The 16,141-nt window shown below is 71.6% G+C and carries 15 protein-coding genes and 1 pseudogene; 10 read left to right on the top strand and 6 right to left on the bottom strand.

What is annotated here, in order from left to right; genetic code table 11:
• From ACGFU6_RS15680 to fabF, 3 genes are all read left to right on the top strand, one after another.
• Entirely contained in the window at window positions 1-1,002 is a 1,002-nt protein-coding gene (locus tag ACGFU6_RS15680; RefSeq protein ID WP_393611156.1) for a ketoacyl-ACP synthase III, read from the top strand.
• A gap of 64 nt (window positions 1,003-1,066) precedes the next feature.
• Complete coding sequence (locus ACGFU6_RS15675) at window positions 1,067-1,315, top strand: acyl carrier protein (protein WP_024490626.1); 249 nt, start codon at window positions 1,067-1,069, stop codon at window positions 1,313-1,315.
• A 77-nt stretch (window positions 1,316-1,392) separates the two neighbouring features.
• A complete protein-coding gene (gene fabF / locus ACGFU6_RS15670; RefSeq protein WP_393611154.1) occupies window positions 1,393-2,655 on the top strand; it encodes a beta-ketoacyl-ACP synthase II in 1,263 nt (420 codons plus the stop codon).
• A 243-nt stretch (window positions 2,656-2,898) separates the two neighbouring features.
• Here the strand turns inward: fabF and ACGFU6_RS15665 are convergent, their stop codons facing one another.
• Complete coding sequence (locus ACGFU6_RS15665; protein WP_123526144.1) at window positions 2,899-3,393, bottom strand: DUF3145 domain-containing protein; 495 nt, start codon at window positions 3,391-3,393, stop codon at window positions 2,899-2,901.
• Between the two features lie 352 nt (window positions 3,394-3,745).
• Between ACGFU6_RS15665 and ACGFU6_RS15660 the strand changes: the two genes are divergently transcribed.
• On the top strand, window positions 3,746-4,657 hold the full coding sequence (locus ACGFU6_RS15660) for an SGNH/GDSL hydrolase family protein (protein ID WP_393611153.1): 912 nt from the start codon (window positions 3,746-3,748) through the stop codon (window positions 4,655-4,657).
• A 27-nt stretch (window positions 4,658-4,684) separates the two neighbouring features.
• Window positions 4,685-5,683 (top strand): aldose epimerase family protein, encoded by a 999-nt coding sequence (locus ACGFU6_RS15655; protein ID WP_393611152.1) that lies wholly within the window; start codon window positions 4,685-4,687, stop codon window positions 5,681-5,683.
• A gap of 8 nt (window positions 5,684-5,691) precedes the next feature.
• Here the strand turns inward: ACGFU6_RS15655 and ACGFU6_RS15650 are convergent, their stop codons facing one another.
• The 3 genes from ACGFU6_RS15650 to ACGFU6_RS15640 form a co-directional block, all read right to left on the bottom strand.
• The gene (locus tag ACGFU6_RS15650; protein ID WP_393611151.1) at window positions 5,692-6,516 is read right to left on the bottom strand and encodes an EI24 domain-containing protein; all 825 of its coding nucleotides are present in this window, start codon (window positions 6,514-6,516) and stop codon (window positions 5,692-5,694) included.
• Window positions 6,517-6,615: 99 nt separating this feature from the next.
• Window positions 6,616-7,044 carry an organic hydroperoxide resistance protein gene (locus tag ACGFU6_RS15645; RefSeq protein ID WP_123526140.1) on the bottom strand — a complete coding sequence of 143 codons (429 nt, stop codon included), beginning with the start codon at window positions 7,042-7,044 and terminating at the stop codon, window positions 6,616-6,618.
• A gap of 90 nt (window positions 7,045-7,134) precedes the next feature.
• Window positions 7,135-8,154: an NADP-dependent oxidoreductase gene (locus ACGFU6_RS15640; protein ID WP_393611149.1), complete on the bottom strand. Its 1,020-nt coding sequence runs from the start codon at window positions 8,152-8,154 to the stop codon at window positions 7,135-7,137.
• A 145-nt stretch (window positions 8,155-8,299) separates the two neighbouring features.
• Here ACGFU6_RS15640 and ACGFU6_RS15635 point away from each other — a divergent pair, with 145 nt between their 5' ends.
• The 4 genes from ACGFU6_RS15635 to ACGFU6_RS15620 all read left to right on the top strand — a co-directional run bounded on the left by ACGFU6_RS15635 (window position 8,300) and on the right by ACGFU6_RS15620 (window position 12,153).
• Window positions 8,300-8,734 carry a MarR family winged helix-turn-helix transcriptional regulator gene (locus ACGFU6_RS15635; protein ID WP_393611148.1) on the top strand — a complete coding sequence of 145 codons (435 nt, stop codon included), beginning with the start codon at window positions 8,300-8,302 and terminating at the stop codon, window positions 8,732-8,734.
• A gap of 37 nt (window positions 8,735-8,771) precedes the next feature.
• Window positions 8,772-9,362, top strand: a complete 591-nt coding sequence (locus ACGFU6_RS15630; protein WP_393611146.1) for a hypothetical protein — start codon at window positions 8,772-8,774, stop codon at window positions 9,360-9,362.
• Window positions 9,363-9,511: 149 nt separating this feature from the next.
• Window positions 9,512-10,549, top strand: a complete 1,038-nt coding sequence (locus tag ACGFU6_RS15625) for a rod shape-determining protein (RefSeq protein WP_393611145.1) — start codon at window positions 9,512-9,514, stop codon at window positions 10,547-10,549.
• Between the two features lie 20 nt (window positions 10,550-10,569).
• The gene (locus tag ACGFU6_RS15620) at window positions 10,570-12,153 is read left to right on the top strand and encodes a GAF domain-containing protein (RefSeq protein WP_393611143.1); all 1,584 of its coding nucleotides are present in this window, start codon (window positions 10,570-10,572) and stop codon (window positions 12,151-12,153) included.
• On the opposite strand, the gene ACGFU6_RS15615 is transcribed toward ACGFU6_RS15620, so the two are convergent.
• Window positions 12,131-12,562 carry an Lrp/AsnC family transcriptional regulator gene (locus ACGFU6_RS15615; protein ID WP_393611141.1) on the bottom strand — a complete coding sequence of 144 codons (432 nt, stop codon included), beginning with the start codon at window positions 12,560-12,562 and terminating at the stop codon, window positions 12,131-12,133. The two genes, ACGFU6_RS15620 and ACGFU6_RS15615, sit on opposite strands and share 23 nt — an antisense overlap.
• Window positions 12,563-12,674: 112 nt before the next feature.
• Here ACGFU6_RS15615 and ACGFU6_RS15610 point away from each other — a divergent pair.
• Window positions 12,675-13,890 (top strand): annotated as a pseudogene (locus ACGFU6_RS15610) (MFS transporter).
• A 64-nt stretch (window positions 13,891-13,954) separates the two neighbouring features.
• Here the strand turns inward: ACGFU6_RS15610 and ACGFU6_RS15605 are convergent.
• Complete coding sequence (locus tag ACGFU6_RS15605; RefSeq protein ID WP_393611140.1) at window positions 13,955-16,138, bottom strand: ThuA domain-containing protein; 2,184 nt, start codon at window positions 16,136-16,138, stop codon at window positions 13,955-13,957.
• Window positions 16,139-16,141 lie beyond the last annotated feature (3 nt).

The following is a 16,141-nucleotide window of genomic DNA, read 5'->3' as shown; positions in this document are numbered from 1 at the left end:
ATGTCGAAGATCAAGCCCAGCAAGGGCGCCCCGTACGCGCGGATCATGGGTGTCGGCGGCTACCGTCCGACCCGTGTCGTGCCGAACGAGGTGATCCTCGAAACCATCGACTCGTCCGACGAGTGGATCCGCTCCCGGTCCGGCATCGCCACCCGCCACTGGGCCTCCCCCGAGGAGACCGTGGCCGCGATGTCCGTCGAGGCGTCCGGCAAGGCCATCGCGGACGCCGGGATCGACCCGTCGCAGATCGGCGCGGTCATCGTCTCGACCGTGTCGCACTTCAAGCAGACCCCGGCCATCGCCACCGAGATCGCCCACAAGATCGGCGCGGGCAAGCCCGCCGCCTTCGACATCTCGGCCGGCTGCGCGGGCTTCGGCTACGGCCTGACGCTCGCCAAGGGCATGGTCGTCGAGGGCTCGGCGCAGTACGTGCTCGTGATCGGCGTGGAGCGGCTGAGCGACCTCACCGACCTGAGCGACCGCGCGACGGCGTTCCTGTTCGGTGACGGCGCCGGCGCCGTCGTCGTCGGCCCGTCCGACGTGCCCGCCATCGGTCCCAGCGTGTGGGGCTCCGAGGGCGACAAGTCCGAGACGATCAAGCAGACCGTGGCGTGGGACACCTTCCACGCCGACCGGCCGGAGAAGTTCCCGGCCATCACGCAGGAGGGCCAGGCGGTCTTCCGCTGGGCCGTCTTCGAGATGGCGAAGGTCGCCCAGCAGGCGCTGGACGCGGCCGGGATCGCCCCGGAAGACCTGGACGTCTTCATTCCGCACCAGGCCAACATGCGGATCATCGACTCGATGGTGAAGACCCTGAAGCTGCCGGAGCACGTCACGGTCGCCCGTGATGTGGAGACCACCGGCAACACCTCCGCCGCCTCGATTCCGCTCGCTATGGAGCGGCTTCTGGCGACCGGTCAGGCGAAGAGCGGCGACACCGCGCTCGTCATCGGCTTCGGGGCGGGTCTCGTCTACGCCGCGACGGTCGTTACCCTCCCCTAGGCACACCGGGTCTTTTCGACCCGGACACCCGAACCCAGCAGATATACACCGAAGGAGCGCCAACATGGCCGCCACGCAGGAAGAGATCGTCACCGGTCTCGCCGAGATCGTCAACGAGATCGCCGGTATCCCGGTCGAGGACGTCCAGCTGGACAAGTCCTTCACCGACGACCTGGACGTCGACTCGCTGTCCATGGTCGAGGTCGTCGTCGCCGCCGAGGAGCGCTTCGACGTCAAGATCCCCGACGAGGACGTCAAGAACCTCAAGACGGTCGGCGACGCTGCCGACTACATCCTCAAGCACCAGGCCTGATCCAGCCGGTTCGTGTGTCGCCACCCGGCGGTGGCGCCGCTGATTCACGACCCTCTACACGTGGAGAAGATTTTCCAGTGAACTCGACCAATCGCACCGTGGTCGTCACCGGTATCGGCGCAACCACTCCGCTGGGTGGCGATTCCGCATCGACCTGGGAAGGTCTGATGGCCGGCCGGTCCGGCGTCAAGCCTCTTGAGGGCGAACGTTTCGCCGAACTGCCCGTCCGGATCGCGGCCCTCGCGGCCGTCGACCCGGGCGACGTCCTGCCCCGTCCGCTCGCCCGCAAGCTGGACCGCTCGGCGCAGTTCGCGCTGATCGCGGCCCGTGAGGCGTGGGCGGACGCGGGTTTCACCGGCAAGGCCGGTGAGGACGCCAAGATCCAGCCCGAGCGGCTGGGCTCGGTCATCGCCTCCGGTATCGGCGGCGTGATCACCCTGCTCGACCAGTACGACGTGCTCAAGGAGAAGGGCGTACGCCGCGTCTCCCCGCACACCGTGCCCATGCTCATGCCCAACGGCCCGGCCGCCAACGTCGGCATCGAGGTGAACGCCCAGGCGGGCGTCCACACCCCGGTCTCCGCCTGTGCGTCGGGCGCCGAGGCGATCGGGTACGCCGTCGAGATGATCCGCACCGGCCGTGCCGATGTGGTCCTCGCCGGTGGCACCGAGGCGGCCATCCACCCGCTGCCGATCGCCGCGTTCGCCAACATGATGGCGATGTCCAAGAGCAACGACGAGCCCGAGAGGGCCTCGCGCCCTTACGACACCGCCCGTGACGGCTTCGTCCTCGGTGAGGGCGCCGGTGTCGTCGTCCTGGAGTCCGCGGAGCACGCCGCCGCTCGTGGCGCCCGGGTCTACGCCGAGGTGCTGGGCCAGGGGCTGTCCGCGGACGCCCACCACATCGCTCAGCCGGAGCCGACCGGGCGGGGTATCGCCGCGGCGATGCAGAACCTGCTGGACCAGACGGATCTCAAGCCGTCCGAGGTCGTGCACCTCAACGCGCACGCGACGTCCACGCCGCAGGGTGACCTCGCGGAGCTGAAGGCCCTGAGCAAGGTCCTGGGCGACGACCTGAACCACGTCGCGATCTCCGCGACGAAGTCGATGACGGGCCACCTGCTCGGTGGCGCGGGCGGCATCGAGACCGTGGCCACGGTCCTGGCGCTGCACCACCGGATCGCTCCGCCGACCATCAACATCGAGAACCTCGACGACGCGGTCGAGGCGGACATCGTGCGAGACGCTCCCCGGCCGCTGCCGGAGGGGCCGATCGCGGCGATCAACAACTCGTTCGGGTTCGGCGGGCACAACGTGGTGCTGGCGTTCCGTAGCGTGTGACGCTGCCTCATGAAGCCCGCTTTCCCGGTCCGGGGAGGCGGGCTTCACGCATGCCGCGGGCCGTCCTCGGGGGCGCTGCCCCCGAACCCCCGCTCCTCAATCGCCGGAGGGGCTTGATACGGCCGCACGGCAAACGAAGCGAACCCAGCCCCGCCGGCGATTGAGGCGCGGGGAGCGGGGAGCGGGGAGCGGGGAGCGGGGAGCGGGGAGCGGGGTTCGGGGCGGAGCCCCGGTTGGGCCCGGTTACACCACCTGGTGGAGCCAGCGGACCGGCGCGCCCTCGCCCGCGTGGCGGAAGGACTCCAGTTCGTCGTCCCACGGCTTGCCCAGGAGCTTGGCGATCTCCGCCTCCAGGTCCGTCTCCCCCCGCACGGAACGCGCCAGCGCGGCCCGCAGCCGGTCCTCGGGGACCAGGATGTCACCGTGCATGCCGGTGACCGCGTGGAAGATGCCCAGCTCGGGCGTGGAGCTGTAGCGCTCGCCCTCCGCGGTGGGCGACGGCTCGGCGGTCACCTCGAAGCGCAGCAGATCCCAGCCCCGCAGGGCCGAGGCGAGCTTCGACGCCGTGCCCGGCCGGGCCTGCCAGGAGAATTCGGACCGCCAGGTGCCGGGCGCGGCCGGCTGTCTGATCCAGTCGAGCTGGACCCGCACACCAAGGACACCCGCCACCGCCCACTCGACGTGTGGGCAGAGCGCGCGCGGTGCGGAGTGAACGTACAGGACTCCACGTGTCGTCACCGGGACCTCCAGTGTGGGACGAGGTTCGCCTACCCCAGCGGCCTCGCGCCCGTACCGCCTCTTTCCAGCCGCTTCCCGAGGTTGTCATCAGTAAACAGCATCGGGAGATAATCTCCGGAAAAGGGACAGCATGTGACGTGATGTGAAGTTCGGAAGCCACCCGAGTGGAGCCGGACGGCCGAGGGAACCACTGGTTCGACGGGGAAAAGCTACCGTGCGGCGGCGTCCGAGGTGTGACGTACCGTCGGTCCTGGGCCCATGATTCGCTCAGCATTCACCCAGCGGGGCACGCGGGCCCGCCGACCGGTGCCAAGAGGGTTTGCCGGAGGCATTGGACAGGAGGGAACAAGGGATGCCGGATCGCTCCGTACGGCGCCGATCGCGCACCGCGCTGGCCGCGCTGGCCGCGCTGTCGTGTCTCGGCACGGCCGTGCTGGCCGGCTGCGACTCCGGGTCGGACAGCACGACGAAGGGCGCTTCGGCCGGGCACCCCTCACCGGCGGCCGCGCCGGTCTGGGACCGCAGTCCGGGGTCGGTCGCGGCGGTCGGGGACTCCATCACCCGCGGGTTCGACGCCTGCTCGGTGCTGGCGGACTGCCCCGAGGTCTCCTGGTCCACCGGCACGGACGCCACGGTGAACAGCCTCGCCGTGCGGCTGCTCGGCGCCTCCGGCGCGGCGGACCGCAGCTGGAACCACGCGCAGACGGGTGCCCGGATCGCCCAGTTGCCGGAGCAGATGGCACTGGCCGCGAAGGAGCACCCCGGTCTGGTCACGGTGATGATCGGCGCCAACGACGCGTGCCGGGACTCGGTGCGGGCCATGACGCCGGTGGCCGATTTCCGTAGGTTGTTCGAAGCGTCGCTGCGTCAACTGCGTGCTGCCTCGCCGAAGGCCCAGGTGTACGTGTCGAGCGTGCCGGACCTGAAGCGGCTCTGGTCGACGGGGCGCGGCAACCAGCTGGGCAAGCAGATCTGGAAGCTGGGCATCTGCAAGTCGATGCTGGCCGACGCGGACGACATGAGCGCATCGGCGGTCACGCGGCGCTCGGAGGTGCAGGACCGCGTGGTGGCGTACAACGGGGTGCTGAGCGAGGTGTGCGCGAAGGACGTGCGCTGCCGGTACGACGGCGGGGCGGTCTTCGACTACCGGTTCACCGGCAAGCAGCTGAGCCAGTGGGACTGGTTCCACCCGGGGCGCAACGGGCAGGCCCGGCTGGCGGAGATCGCGTACCGCAACGTCACGGCGGCCCGGCCGCCCGCGTAGGGCGGGGCCGGTCTACAGTGCGTGATCATGGACACGGGTTCGAACACGGTGACGCGTACGGAAGACTTCGGCACCCTCGCGGACGGCACGGCCGTGCACCGCTGGACGCTGGAGCGGGACGGCACGCGGGTGCGCGTGCTGACCTACGGCGGCATCGTGCAGTCGGTCGAGGTGCCGGACCGGGACGGCGGACGGGCCGGTGTGGCGCTCGGGCTGCCGGACCTCGCTTCGTACCTGAAGTACACCGGCCCGTACTTCGGCGCGTTGGTCGGGCGGTACGCGAACCGGATCGGCGGCGCGGCCTTCGAGCTCGACGGACGGACCCACCGCCTCACGCCCAACGAGGGGCGCAACCAGGTGCACGGCGGGGCCCTCGGCTTCGACAAGCGCGTGTGGGACGCCCGGGAGACCCCGGACGGGGTGGAGCTTTCCCTGGTCTCGGCGGACGGCGAGGAGGGCTTCCCGGGACGGCTGGAGCTCTCGGTGGCGTACACGCTGGACGAGGGCGGCGCGCTGCGGATCGCGTACCGGGCGACGACGGACGCGCCGACCGTGGTGAACCTGACGAACCACACGTACTGGAACCTGGCCGGCGCGGACAGCGGCAGCGCGCTCGGCCAGCGGCTGCGGATCGCGGCCGGGCGGATCACTCCGGCCGACGCGGAGTCGCTGCCGACGGGTGAGTTCCGGCCGGTGGACGGGACCCGGTTCGACTTCCGGGAGCCCTGTCCGGTGATCAAGGAGTTCGACCACAACTACGTGCTGGACGCGGGCGTGCCGGGCCCGGCGGCCGAGCTGTACGACGAGGTGTCCGGGCGCGTGCTGACCGTCACGACCACGGAGCCCGGTCTCCAGCTCTACACGGCGGACCACTTCGACGGGGAGCCGTTCGGGCCGTGCGCCGGAATCGCCCTGGAGACCCAGCACTTCCCCGACTCCCCGAACCGGCCGGAGTTCCCGAGCACGGTGCTGCGGCCGGGCGGGGAGTACGTGTCGAGCACGGTGTACGGGTTCTCGGTGCGCTGAGGCGGCGCTCAGTCGCCGGCGGTCCGCGGCGGGGAGAGCACCGGCGCACCCTCGTCGTCCGAGCCCTCGCCGTCCGGACCGTCGTCGGACTCGTCGTCGTCCCCCACGAGTTCGCGGGCCAGCAGGGTCGCACCGGCGACGGCCCCCGGCATCAGGAAGACGGCGACGAACGGGACCAGGAAGGCGAGGCCCAGCGGTACGCCGAAGCCGAGGATCAGCAGCCGGCGGCCGCGCAGCAGGACCAGCCGGTCCTTCAGCACCATGCCCCGGCGCTGGAGCGCGACGGCGGTGAGTTCCTCGGCCAGGAAGTAGCCGGTGACGCAGAAGCCGAGCAGCGGGACGACGGTCTGGCCGGCGACCGGGACGAATCCGAGGGCGAACAGCAGCACCGCGTACAGCGCGACGCGCACCAGGATGCGCACGCTGTCGCGGGCGGAGATCCACAGTTCCCGCCAGAGCGGAAGCCCCGATTCGGGCGCCTCGCCGCCCTCGGCCCGGTCGACCTCCTCGGAGAGCGCCTCGTAGAAGGGCTGCCCGACCAGCAGCGTCACCGCGGTGAACGTGATCACCGCCAGGAACAGGCCGAACGCGAAGACCAGCACGGTCAGGGTGTTGCGGAGCAGTCCCAGCCAGGGCGAGGACCAGTCGTCGGCGAAGGGGGTGGCCCAGTCCGCCAGGTCGTCGGCCCCGTAGCCGAGGGCGATGAGCGCGCCCGCGTACACCACCAGGGTGATGAGACCGGGGATCAGGCCTATGCCGAGCCACCGGCCGTGCCGGACGACCCAGCGCTGCCCCTTGATCAGATGACTGAGACCCGCCCCTAGATCACGCATGGCGACAGCGTAGCGGGCGGCCGTACGGCCGCCGCCGGACGGGCCGAGGGCCGCACCCCGGCTGGGATGCGGCCCTCGGCCCGTCCAGAGCGGCTGCGGTCAGGCGACCGACAGCTCGACCTTGATGTTGCCGCGCGTCGCGTTCGAGTACGGGCACACCTGGTGGGCCTTCTCGATGAGCGCCTGCGCGGTCGCCGTGTCGACGTTGGGGATGGTCGCGCTGATCGCGACCTCCAGGCCGAAGCCGCCGGCCTCGGTCTTGCCGATGGAGACCGAGGCGGTCACCGTGGAGCCGGAGATGTCGGCCTTCTCCTGGCGGGCCACTACGCCCAGCGCGCCCTGGAAGCAGGCGCTGTAGCCGGCCGCGAAGAGCTGCTCCGGGTTGGTGCCCGCGCCGCTTCCGCCCATCTCCTTCGGCGGGTTGACGACCACGTCGAGCTTGCCGTCGTCCGAGGAGACGCGGCCGTCACGGCCGTTCTCGGCGGTGGCGACAGCGGTGTAAGCGACTGCGATGTCCTGAATGGTCATGTCTGGTAGATCCTCCTGCTGATGCGCCGCGACTCGCGCCCACGATCGCGACGGCCTGGGATGAGCCTAACGGGTGTGCTGCGGAGCCTGTCAGGCGAGGGAAACGATCATCTTGCCGGTGTTCTCGCCCCGGAGCAGACCGAGGAAGGCCTCGAAGCCGTTCTCGATGCCCTCGACGACGGTCTCGCGGTACTTCAGCTCGCCCGAGGCCAGCCAGCCGGCCACCTCCTGGACGAACTGCCCCTGCAGGGCGGCGTGGTCACCGACGAGCATGCCCTGGAGGCGCAGCCGCTTGCCGATGACGAGCGCGAGGTTGCGCGGGGCGGGGGTGGGCTCGGTCGCGTTGTACTGCGCGATCATGCCGCAGATGGTCGCGCGGCCGTGCACGTTGAGCGAGGAGATCGCCGCTTCGAGGTGCTCGCCGCCGACGTTGTCGAAGTAGACGTCGATGCCGTCGGGGGCGGCCTTGCGCAGCTGCTCGCCGACGGGGCCGTTCTTGTAGTTGAACGCGGCGTCGAAGCCGTACTCCTCGACCAGCAGCTTGACCTTCTCGTCGGAGCCGGCCGAGCCGATGACGCGCGAGGCGCCCCTGAGCTTCGCCAGCTGGCCGACCTGGCTGCCGACCGCGCCGGCCGCGCCGGAGACGAAGACCGCGTCGCCCTCCTTGAAGGCGGCGACGTCGAAGAGGCCCGCGTAGGCGGTGAGCCCGGTCATGCCGAGCACGCTGAGGTAGGCGGAGAGCGGGGCGAGGGAGGCGTCGACCTTCACGGCGTGCTTGGCCGGGACGTCGGCGTACTCGCGCCAGCCGAGGCCGTGCAGGACGTGGTCGCCGACCGCGAAGCCGTCGGCGCTGGAGGCGACGACCTCGCCGACCGCGCCGCCCTCCATCGGGTGGTCCAGCTTGAACGGCGGGGTGTAGGACTTCACGTCGTTCATCCGGCCGCGCATGTACGGGTCGACCGAGAAGTGCAGGTTGCGGACGAGGACCCGGCCCTCGGCGGGAGCGGTGACCGGTGCCTCACGCAGCGCGAAATCCTCGGCCTTCGGCCAGCCGTGCGGACGGGCTACGAGGTGCCATTCACGGCCGGACGTGGGAAGTGCTGCAGACATGGGCTCGGTGTCTCCTCGGTGTCTCGGGGGATCGGGGGGAGGTGTCGCGGGAAGCCGTTCGGCCGGAGCGGAAAAGCTTCACCATGTGAAACAACCATGCGCCTGGATATTTCATGTTGTCAAGTAACCGGCTATCCTGGGCGCCATGGCCACTCGTACAGACCCACTGACCCTCGAAGTCGTCGAGCTCATCGGCACCGTCGTGGCGCGCTACTACGAGGAGTACGAGCAGGCCGCGGCCACGCACAGCCTCACCGGCGCACAGGCCCGGGTCCTCGGGCTGCTCTCCCTGGATCCGATGCCGATGCGCAGGATCGCGCAGAAGCTGAAGTGCGAGCCGTCCAACGTGACCGGCATCGTGGACCGGCTGGAGGTGCGCGGCCTGGTGGAGCGCCGCCCCGATCCGGCCGACCGGCGGGTGAAGCTGGCCGCGCCCACCGAGAAGGGCGCCCGGACGGCACGGCAGCTGCGCGAGTCGCTCGACTTCGCCCGCGAACCGCTGGCCGGCCTCTCCGACACGGACCGCGCGGTGCTGCGGGACCTGCTGCGCCGGATGCTGGGCATGGAACCGCAGGCCTGAGCCCCCTCGGGGCGACCCGTGTGGAAGCGTTGACCCCATGACCGCCGCCACGCCCTTCGGCCCCCGAGAGTTCCAGCTCGTCCTGCTGCGCCGGATGGCCGACCACCAGCCGGATCTCGTCGAGGACGCCCGGCACGAACTGAGCGCCACGCTCGCGGAGATGCGCGAGGCCAACCGGCGCTGGCAGGCCATGGTGCGGGCGCCGAGGGGGCGGGGTGCGCTGCGCCGCTACCGCTCCGTGCTCGGTGAGCCCGAGACCTCGCTGCGCCGCACGGTCGGTGACCTGGAGTGCGACGCGCTGCTGTGGCCGGTGCCGCTCTGGCCGGATCTGCGGTTCGAGGTGATGGCCGGGCCCGGCGGGGCGGTGTGGAACGAGTGGCTGGTGCGCGCCCCCGGCGCGGCCGCCCCCGTCCTCGGCTCGGTGGCGGACCTGCGCCCCTGGTCGTGCACCGTGGACGAGGTGGCGCGGGCCTTCGCCCCGGCCCGCCCGATGGAGGGCAGCGCGCCGACCCGCTGGGCGCTCGCGATCACCGCTCCGGCGACCGCGCGGGCCGCCGCCCCGGCCGTCGGCGAACCGTATGTCGCGGAGTTCACCTGGGGCCTGCTCCAGCGGCTGCTGCCGCGCTGAGACGTCTTCGCCGGCCACCGGCCGACGCGCCGTCAGCTCCGTCCCCCCTACGGCGCATCCCAGCGCGCACAACGCCTCCCACCGGCGCACGATACGAGGACAGCCGGCTGCCCGTCGGTACCCCCATCAGCGCTCTCGGGAGACCCGCCGTGACCGTCAGCCTCGATCAGTTGCGCCGTTGCCATGTCGCCGTCGACCTCGGGGCCGCCCGGACCCGGGTGTACGTCAAGGGGCTCGGCCTCGTCGTCGACGAGCCGAGCGCCGCCGCCGTGAACACCCGTACCGGATCGCTCATCGCCGTCGGCGCGCTCGCCGAACAGATGACGGGCCGCACCCCCGAGTACATCCGGGTGGTCCGGCCGGTCTCCGGCGGGACGGTCGTGGACATCGAGATGGCCCAGCGCATGCTGCGCCAGCTGCTGGGCGACAAGCTCCGCAGGCAGCTGCGCCGCAAGCCCCGGCTGCGCGCCGCCGCCTGCACCCCGCACGACAGCGATCCCCTCGCCCAGCGGGCCGCCGTCGAGACCCTGGTCGGCCTCGGCGCCCGCCGCGTGGAGCTGGTCGACACCCTGATCGCGGCGGCCGTCGGCTGCGGACTTCCCGTCGAGCAGCCGACCGCCACCATGATCATGGTGTGCGGGGCCGCGACGACCCAGATCGCGGTGCTCTCGCTCGGCTCGATCGTGACCGCCGTGCGCATCCCGATCGGCGGCGACGCGATCGACCACGCGGTGATCCAGCACCTGCGCCAGTACCACGAGCTGATGCTGCCGAGCCAGTCCGTACGCCCCCTGCAGCTGGCCCTCAGCGGCAACGGGCTGACCCCGCACGGGCCCGCCGTGACCGAGATCCACGGCCGGGACGTGGCGACCGGCCTGGCCCGCTCCGTACAGGTGGACACCGCCGCCGTGCGGCAGGCGATCCACCGCCCCCTGACCTCGGTCCTGGACGGCCTGGGCAAGGTGCTGCGGGACTGCCCGCCCGATCTGGTGGCCGACCTCGCGGACTGCGGGATCATGATGGTCGGCGGCAGCGCGCTGCTGCCCGGCCTCGACCAGATGCTGCGCGACGCGACCGGCATGCCGGTGCACATCGCCGAGCGGCCCGACGTCTGCTCGGTCCTGGGGCTCGGCGCCATGCTGGACGGCAAGATCCGCCCCATGGTCCTCGACCCGCTCGCCTGCTGAGCGCCGCGGGCCTGCGGCGGATGACCGACGAACCACACGACGCGGCGCCCCGCGAAGGGGTCCCGCAGGCACCCCGGCTGCCGATGCTCCTGGAGGCGGTGCTGAGCGTCGGCACCGATCTCGAACTGCGGTCCACCCTCCAGCAGATCATCGACACCGCCACCGCCCTCACCGGGGCCCGCTACGGCGCGCTGGGCGTGCTGGACCCCGACCGCGGCACCATCCGGGAACTGTTCATCCATGGCCTGACCGACGCCGAACAGGCCGCCGTCGGGGACTTCCCGGACGGCCACACCGGCATGCTCGGCGCGCTCATCGAGGAGTCACGGCCGCTGCGCTCCGACGACCTCACCGCCGACCCGCGCTCCACCGGGATGCCCCCCGGCCACCCCCCGATGCGCTCGTTCCTCGGCGCCCCGATCCTGGTCCACGACGAGGTCTTCGGGAACATCTACCTCACCGAGAAGAGCACCGCGCACTTCACCGAGACCGACGCGGCGCTCCTGCGGGTCCTCGCCTCGCAGGCCGGGATCGCGATCGGCAACGCCCGGCTCTACGACACCGTCCGCCGGCGCGAACGCTGGATCGAGGGCGCCGCCGCCGTCACCAACACCCTGCTGACCGGCGAGAACGCGGCCGACGCCCTGATGACCGTGGCGGAACGGGCCAGGATCCTCAGCGACGCGACGGCCGGAGTGATCCTCCAGCCGACCGAGGAGGGCGGCATGGAGATCGTCGTCGCCTCCACGCTGGAGGATCCGGCCGGCCTGGTGGGCACCGCCATCGAACCCGGCTCCCCCGTCCTGGTGCAGCTGCTGGGCGGTGAGCCGGTCTTCCTGGAGGACTCCGCGACCGATCCCCGGATGACCACCCACGTACGGTCCCGGTTCGGCCCCAGCATGATGCTGCCGTTGCAGAGCGGCGGGCGGCTCATCGGCACCCTCGCCCTGCCCCGGCGGCGCGGCGCCCGCCCGTACACGGCGGTGGACCGGCTGCTGGCCTCGCAGTTCGCCTCGCAGGCCGCCCTCGCGCTGGTCCTGGCCGACGCCCAGCACGACCGGGAGCAGCTCGCGGTGTACGAGGACCGGGACCGGATCGCCCGGGATCTGCACGATCTCGTCGTCCAGCGGCTGTTCGCCACCGAGATGATGCTGGAGTCGACCCGGCGCCGCGCCGCCACCGGGCAGACCGACGAGCTGCTGGCCAGGGCCGTCGACGAGCTGGACTCCACGATCCAGGAGGTCCGCACGACCATCTTCGCCCTCCAGCAGCCCCCCGCCGAGGCCCCCACCACCTTCCGCGGCCAGGTGCTGCGGGAGACCCGGGGCGCGGCCTCGGTACTCGGCTTCCAGCCGTCGGTGCAGTTCACCGGGGCGGTGGACGCCCTCGTGCGGGAGCCGGTGAGCGGACAGCTGCTGGCCGCGCTGCGCGGGGCGCTGGCGGCCGCGCACCGGCGGTCCGGGGTCTCGGAGATCGAGGTGGTGGTCGACGCGACGGCGGTACTCCCGGAGGGGCGGGCCGCCGTCCGGCTGACGGTCCGGGACGACGGGCGGGAGGAGGACGGCACGCGGGCGCCTGCCGTCAGCTGGCAGGCGCCCCTCTGAGCGCGACCCTGGTGTTGGAGTGCGCGACGCCCGCCTCCCGCCTGAGCCTGCGCAGCAGCCCGTCCAGCGCCGCGGTGTCGGCGGCGGTGGCCCGTACCAGGTAGTCGTGCCCGCCCGTCACATGCACCACCTCGGTGATGCCGGGCAGGGTCAGCACGGCCCGCTCGAAGACCTCGTTGGTGGTGTCCATCCGCAGGGTGACGTCGATGAAGACGACGAGGCCGGTCCGGGTGTCGGCGGCGGGGTCGACGATCACGGTGAAGCCCCGGATGACGCCGTCCCGGCGCAGCCGCCGCACCCGGTCGGCCGCCGCGTTGGCGCTGAGCCCGACCCGCGCCCCCAGATCGCGGTACGAGATCCGCGCGTCCTCCTGGAGAACGCCGAGGATTTCCCTGTCCAGACGGTCCATACCGCGATTGTCGCAGCTTTCGGACATTCGCGACTTCGGGCGGGTCGTTACCGGCCCCCCGGATGGAGCACACCGACGGGCCGGGGGCCTGCTCGCGCCCTTGACTGACTGTGTGGACACAGCCGTCAAGCAGTCACCGGCACCGGCCGCTCCGGCCGCCTCCGGCGCCGCCTACCGCAACCTCGTGATGGCCACGATCGGCTTCGCGCTCACCTTCTGGGCGTGGAACCTGATCGCGCCCATGTCCGACTCCTACAAGGAGCGGCTCGGGCTGAGCTCGTTCCAGCAGTCGCTGCTGGTGGCCGTGCCCGTGCTGGTCGGTTCGCTGGGCCGGATCCCGGTGGGCGCGCTCACCGACAAGTTCGGTGCGCGGCTGATGTTCCCGCTGATCTCGGCGCTCACCATCGTGCCGGTGCTGCTGCTGATCCCGGCGAAGGACTCCTACAGCGCGATGCTGGCGGTGGGCTTCCTGCTGGGCCTGGGCGGCACCACGTTCGCGATCGGCATCCCGCTGGTCAACTCGTGGTTCCCGCCGGCCGAACGGGGCCTGGCCCTCGGTGTGTTCGGCATGGGCATGGGCGGTGTGGCACTGTCGGGGTACTTCACGCCGCGGATCGCGAAGCACGGCGACAACCTGCCGTTCCTGGTGGTCGCCGGGGCGCTCGTGGTGTACGCGGCGCTGGCGGCGGTGCTGGTCAACGACCGGCCGGGACGGCAGGTGCCGACGGACACCCTGGCCCACCGGCTGGGTGCGGCGGGGCGGCTGCGGGTGACCTGGGAGCTGTCGGCGCTGTACGCGATCGGCTTCGGCGGCATCGTGGCGTTCGGCGTCTACCTGCCGACGTACCTGAAGACCTGGTACGACCTCTCCCCCACCGACGCCGGTACGAAGGCCGCCGGGTTCGCCCTGGTCACGGTGATCTTCCGGCCGATCGGCGGCTGGCTCTCGGACCGGATGCACCCGGCGCTGGTCTCCTCGGTGGCGCTCGGGGTGGCCGCCCTGATGGCGATCGTCCAGGCCTTCGACCCGAAGCTGGTGCCCGGCGGCACGATCGCGCTGCTGATCATGGCCGCCGGTCTCGGTACCGCGAGCGGCAGCGTCTTCGCCCTCGTCTCGCAGGTGACCCCGCAGGCCAAGGTGAGCAGCGTCACGGGGATCGTCGGCGCGATGGGCGGTCTCGGCGGCGTCGTCCCGCCGCTGGTGATGGGCGCGATCTACAGCTCGAAGGGCTCGTACTCGATCGGATTCATGCTGCTGTCCGATCTTGGCGCTGGCCGGCTGCGTGTACGCGTACGGGCGGATGCGGACCATCCAGCGGGACGCCTGAGGGCCCGCGCGCAAGGAGAACGGCAGCGTCCCCGCCGGGACGCTGCCGTTCGTCGTGGGTCCGCTCAGTGCGCGGACGTGGCGGCCGTGCGCTGCTGCTCGAACTTCTGCGCCCAGTACGCCGTCCGGTCGAGGTAGGCCGTCTCGGCGGCGGCCCCCGTCTTCCCGTACGCCCCTTCGTAACTCTGGTAGCCGTGTCCGGCGGGCGGGTTGCCCGACGCGGGTTCGATCGGGCTGCCCTCGTGCCATTCGTTGAAGGAGGTGACGGAGACCCAGGAGGGCGATCCGCCGATGGCCGGGTCGAGCGCGTTGCTCCACTCCAGGTCGTAGGAGGCGCCGTCCTCGCGTCCCAGGGTGGGTGTGGTGTTGCCGGGAACGGCCCGGTCGTCGATGTAGCCGGGGGCGACCGAGGGCGCCCAGACCAGGTTGTTGGCCTCGGCGTACTCCCCCGCCTGCTGCCAGCCGGGGGCGGTGGCACCGGCGATGCCGTCGTAGGTGTAGATCCCGCCGAAGTGCGCGACCTTGGTGGTGTCGGTGGTCTGGGCGAGGACGATGGCGCTGTCGCTCACGGCGTCCAGGGCCGACCAGTCCTGGATCTTCAGGCTCTCGAAGATGTAGAACGCCGGGCGGTTGCCGTGCTCGGCGTCCCGGTAATAGGCGGGATGGTCGCCGAACTTGTCGTTCAGGTAGGCGATGTCGTCGACCACGGAGGCCGCCGTCCGGTCGCCGTACGGTTCGATGTGCCAGGCCACCTTGATGCCGTGCCGGGCGGCGGCGTCCAGGACCAGCGGGGCGAGTTCGTCCTCGTAACCGCCCTGTCCCCACCAGCTGTAGACGATGACTCCGGCGCCCGACTGCTCGATCCACTTCATGTGCTGCTCGACGGCCCCGGCGGCGTCACCGGAGTCGTACGGGCCGAGCTTCGGGTAGAGGTCGGCGCCGATGTCCTCGGGCGGGGTGTGGCCGCCCTGCTCCCAGTGGCGCCAGCTGCCGTTGGTCTCCGGGGTGCCGTACCAGGGGTAGTAGAAGAGGTGCACGTTGGAGGAGCCGGCGGTCCTGGTCTCCTGCGCCTTGGCCAGGGTGAAGCTGTCGATGTCGAACAGGGAGCCCGCTCCCCCGGTGAACCGGAGGAACAGCGGGCCCGAACCGGCGCCGCTGAGGGCGCCGGTCACCTGGGTGAAGGTCTCCCAGCCGCCGGTCGGGGCGACGTCCACCGAGCCGAGCAGCGCTCCGGTGGCCGAGCCGGAGCGCACCTCGATGGTGCCGCCCGCCCCGGCCGACGAGACCTTGGCGGTGAAGGAGGCGGCCCCGGCCGTGTCGACGGAGGCGTAGCCCGCCCAGTCCCCGTTGTCGATGTAGCCGAGGGTGGCCCCGCCGCCCGCTCCGGCGTGTGCTGCGCTCTGCACACCGGAGGAGGACGTGTACGACTCCGCCTCCACGGGGTCCTCACCGGGGTCCGTGGCTCCGGAGCCGCAGTCGGCCTGCACCGCGCCGGCGGCGTACTGGATGCCGCCGAGCAGCAGTTGGCGGAAGTCCGGATCGCTGTAGGACTCGATGGTGTGGCCGAGACCGGTGTAGAAGGACCGCCCCTGCTGCTGCGGGTGGCACCAGGTGATCGGGTGGTCGCCGCCCATCTCGCCGCCGGTGTAGCTGCTCTCGTCCAGGGTCTGGAGCACGTGGACGTCGGCGCGCGGGTTGGTGCGGTAGTTGTACAGCTCGTCGGTCCTGGTCCACACGTCGTCCAGGTGCGAGGTCGCCGGGTTGGCGTGGTCCTCGGTGACGACCTTCGCCTCCTGGATCGCCGGGTGGCTCTTGAACCAGGCGCCGACGAGGTGCTCGTAGGACGGCCAGTCGTACTCGGTGTCGGCGGCCGCGTGGACGCCGACGAATCCGCCGCCGCCGTCCACGTACGCCGACAGGGCGTCCTGCTGCGCGGTGTTCAGGACGTCGCCGGTGGTGGAGAGGAAGACCACCGCCTCGTACCCGGCGAGGTTCGAAGGGGTGAAGGCGGCGGCGTCCTCGGTGGCGGTGACGTCGAAGCCGTCCGCCGCGCCCAGTTCCTGGATCGCGGTGATGCCGGCCGGAATGGAGTCGTGCCGGAATCCGGCGGTCTTGGAGAAGACCAGCACGTCGTACGGGTCAGCGGCCGCGGCGGCTCCCGCCGGGGCGGGGGCCAGGAAGGCGGCCCCGAGTGCCAGGGCGGCGGCGCAGGCCACATGCCGTGCGTGCCGGGCGAGTTGGCGTCTCATCCG

This window comes from Streptomyces sp. NPDC048462 (genome assembly GCF_043200175.1).
Classification (GTDB): Bacteria; Actinomycetota; Actinomycetes; order Streptomycetales; family Streptomycetaceae; genus Streptomyces.
The sequence above is the reverse complement of the archived record's forward strand: the minus strand, read 5'-3'. Positions and strand labels throughout refer to the sequence as shown.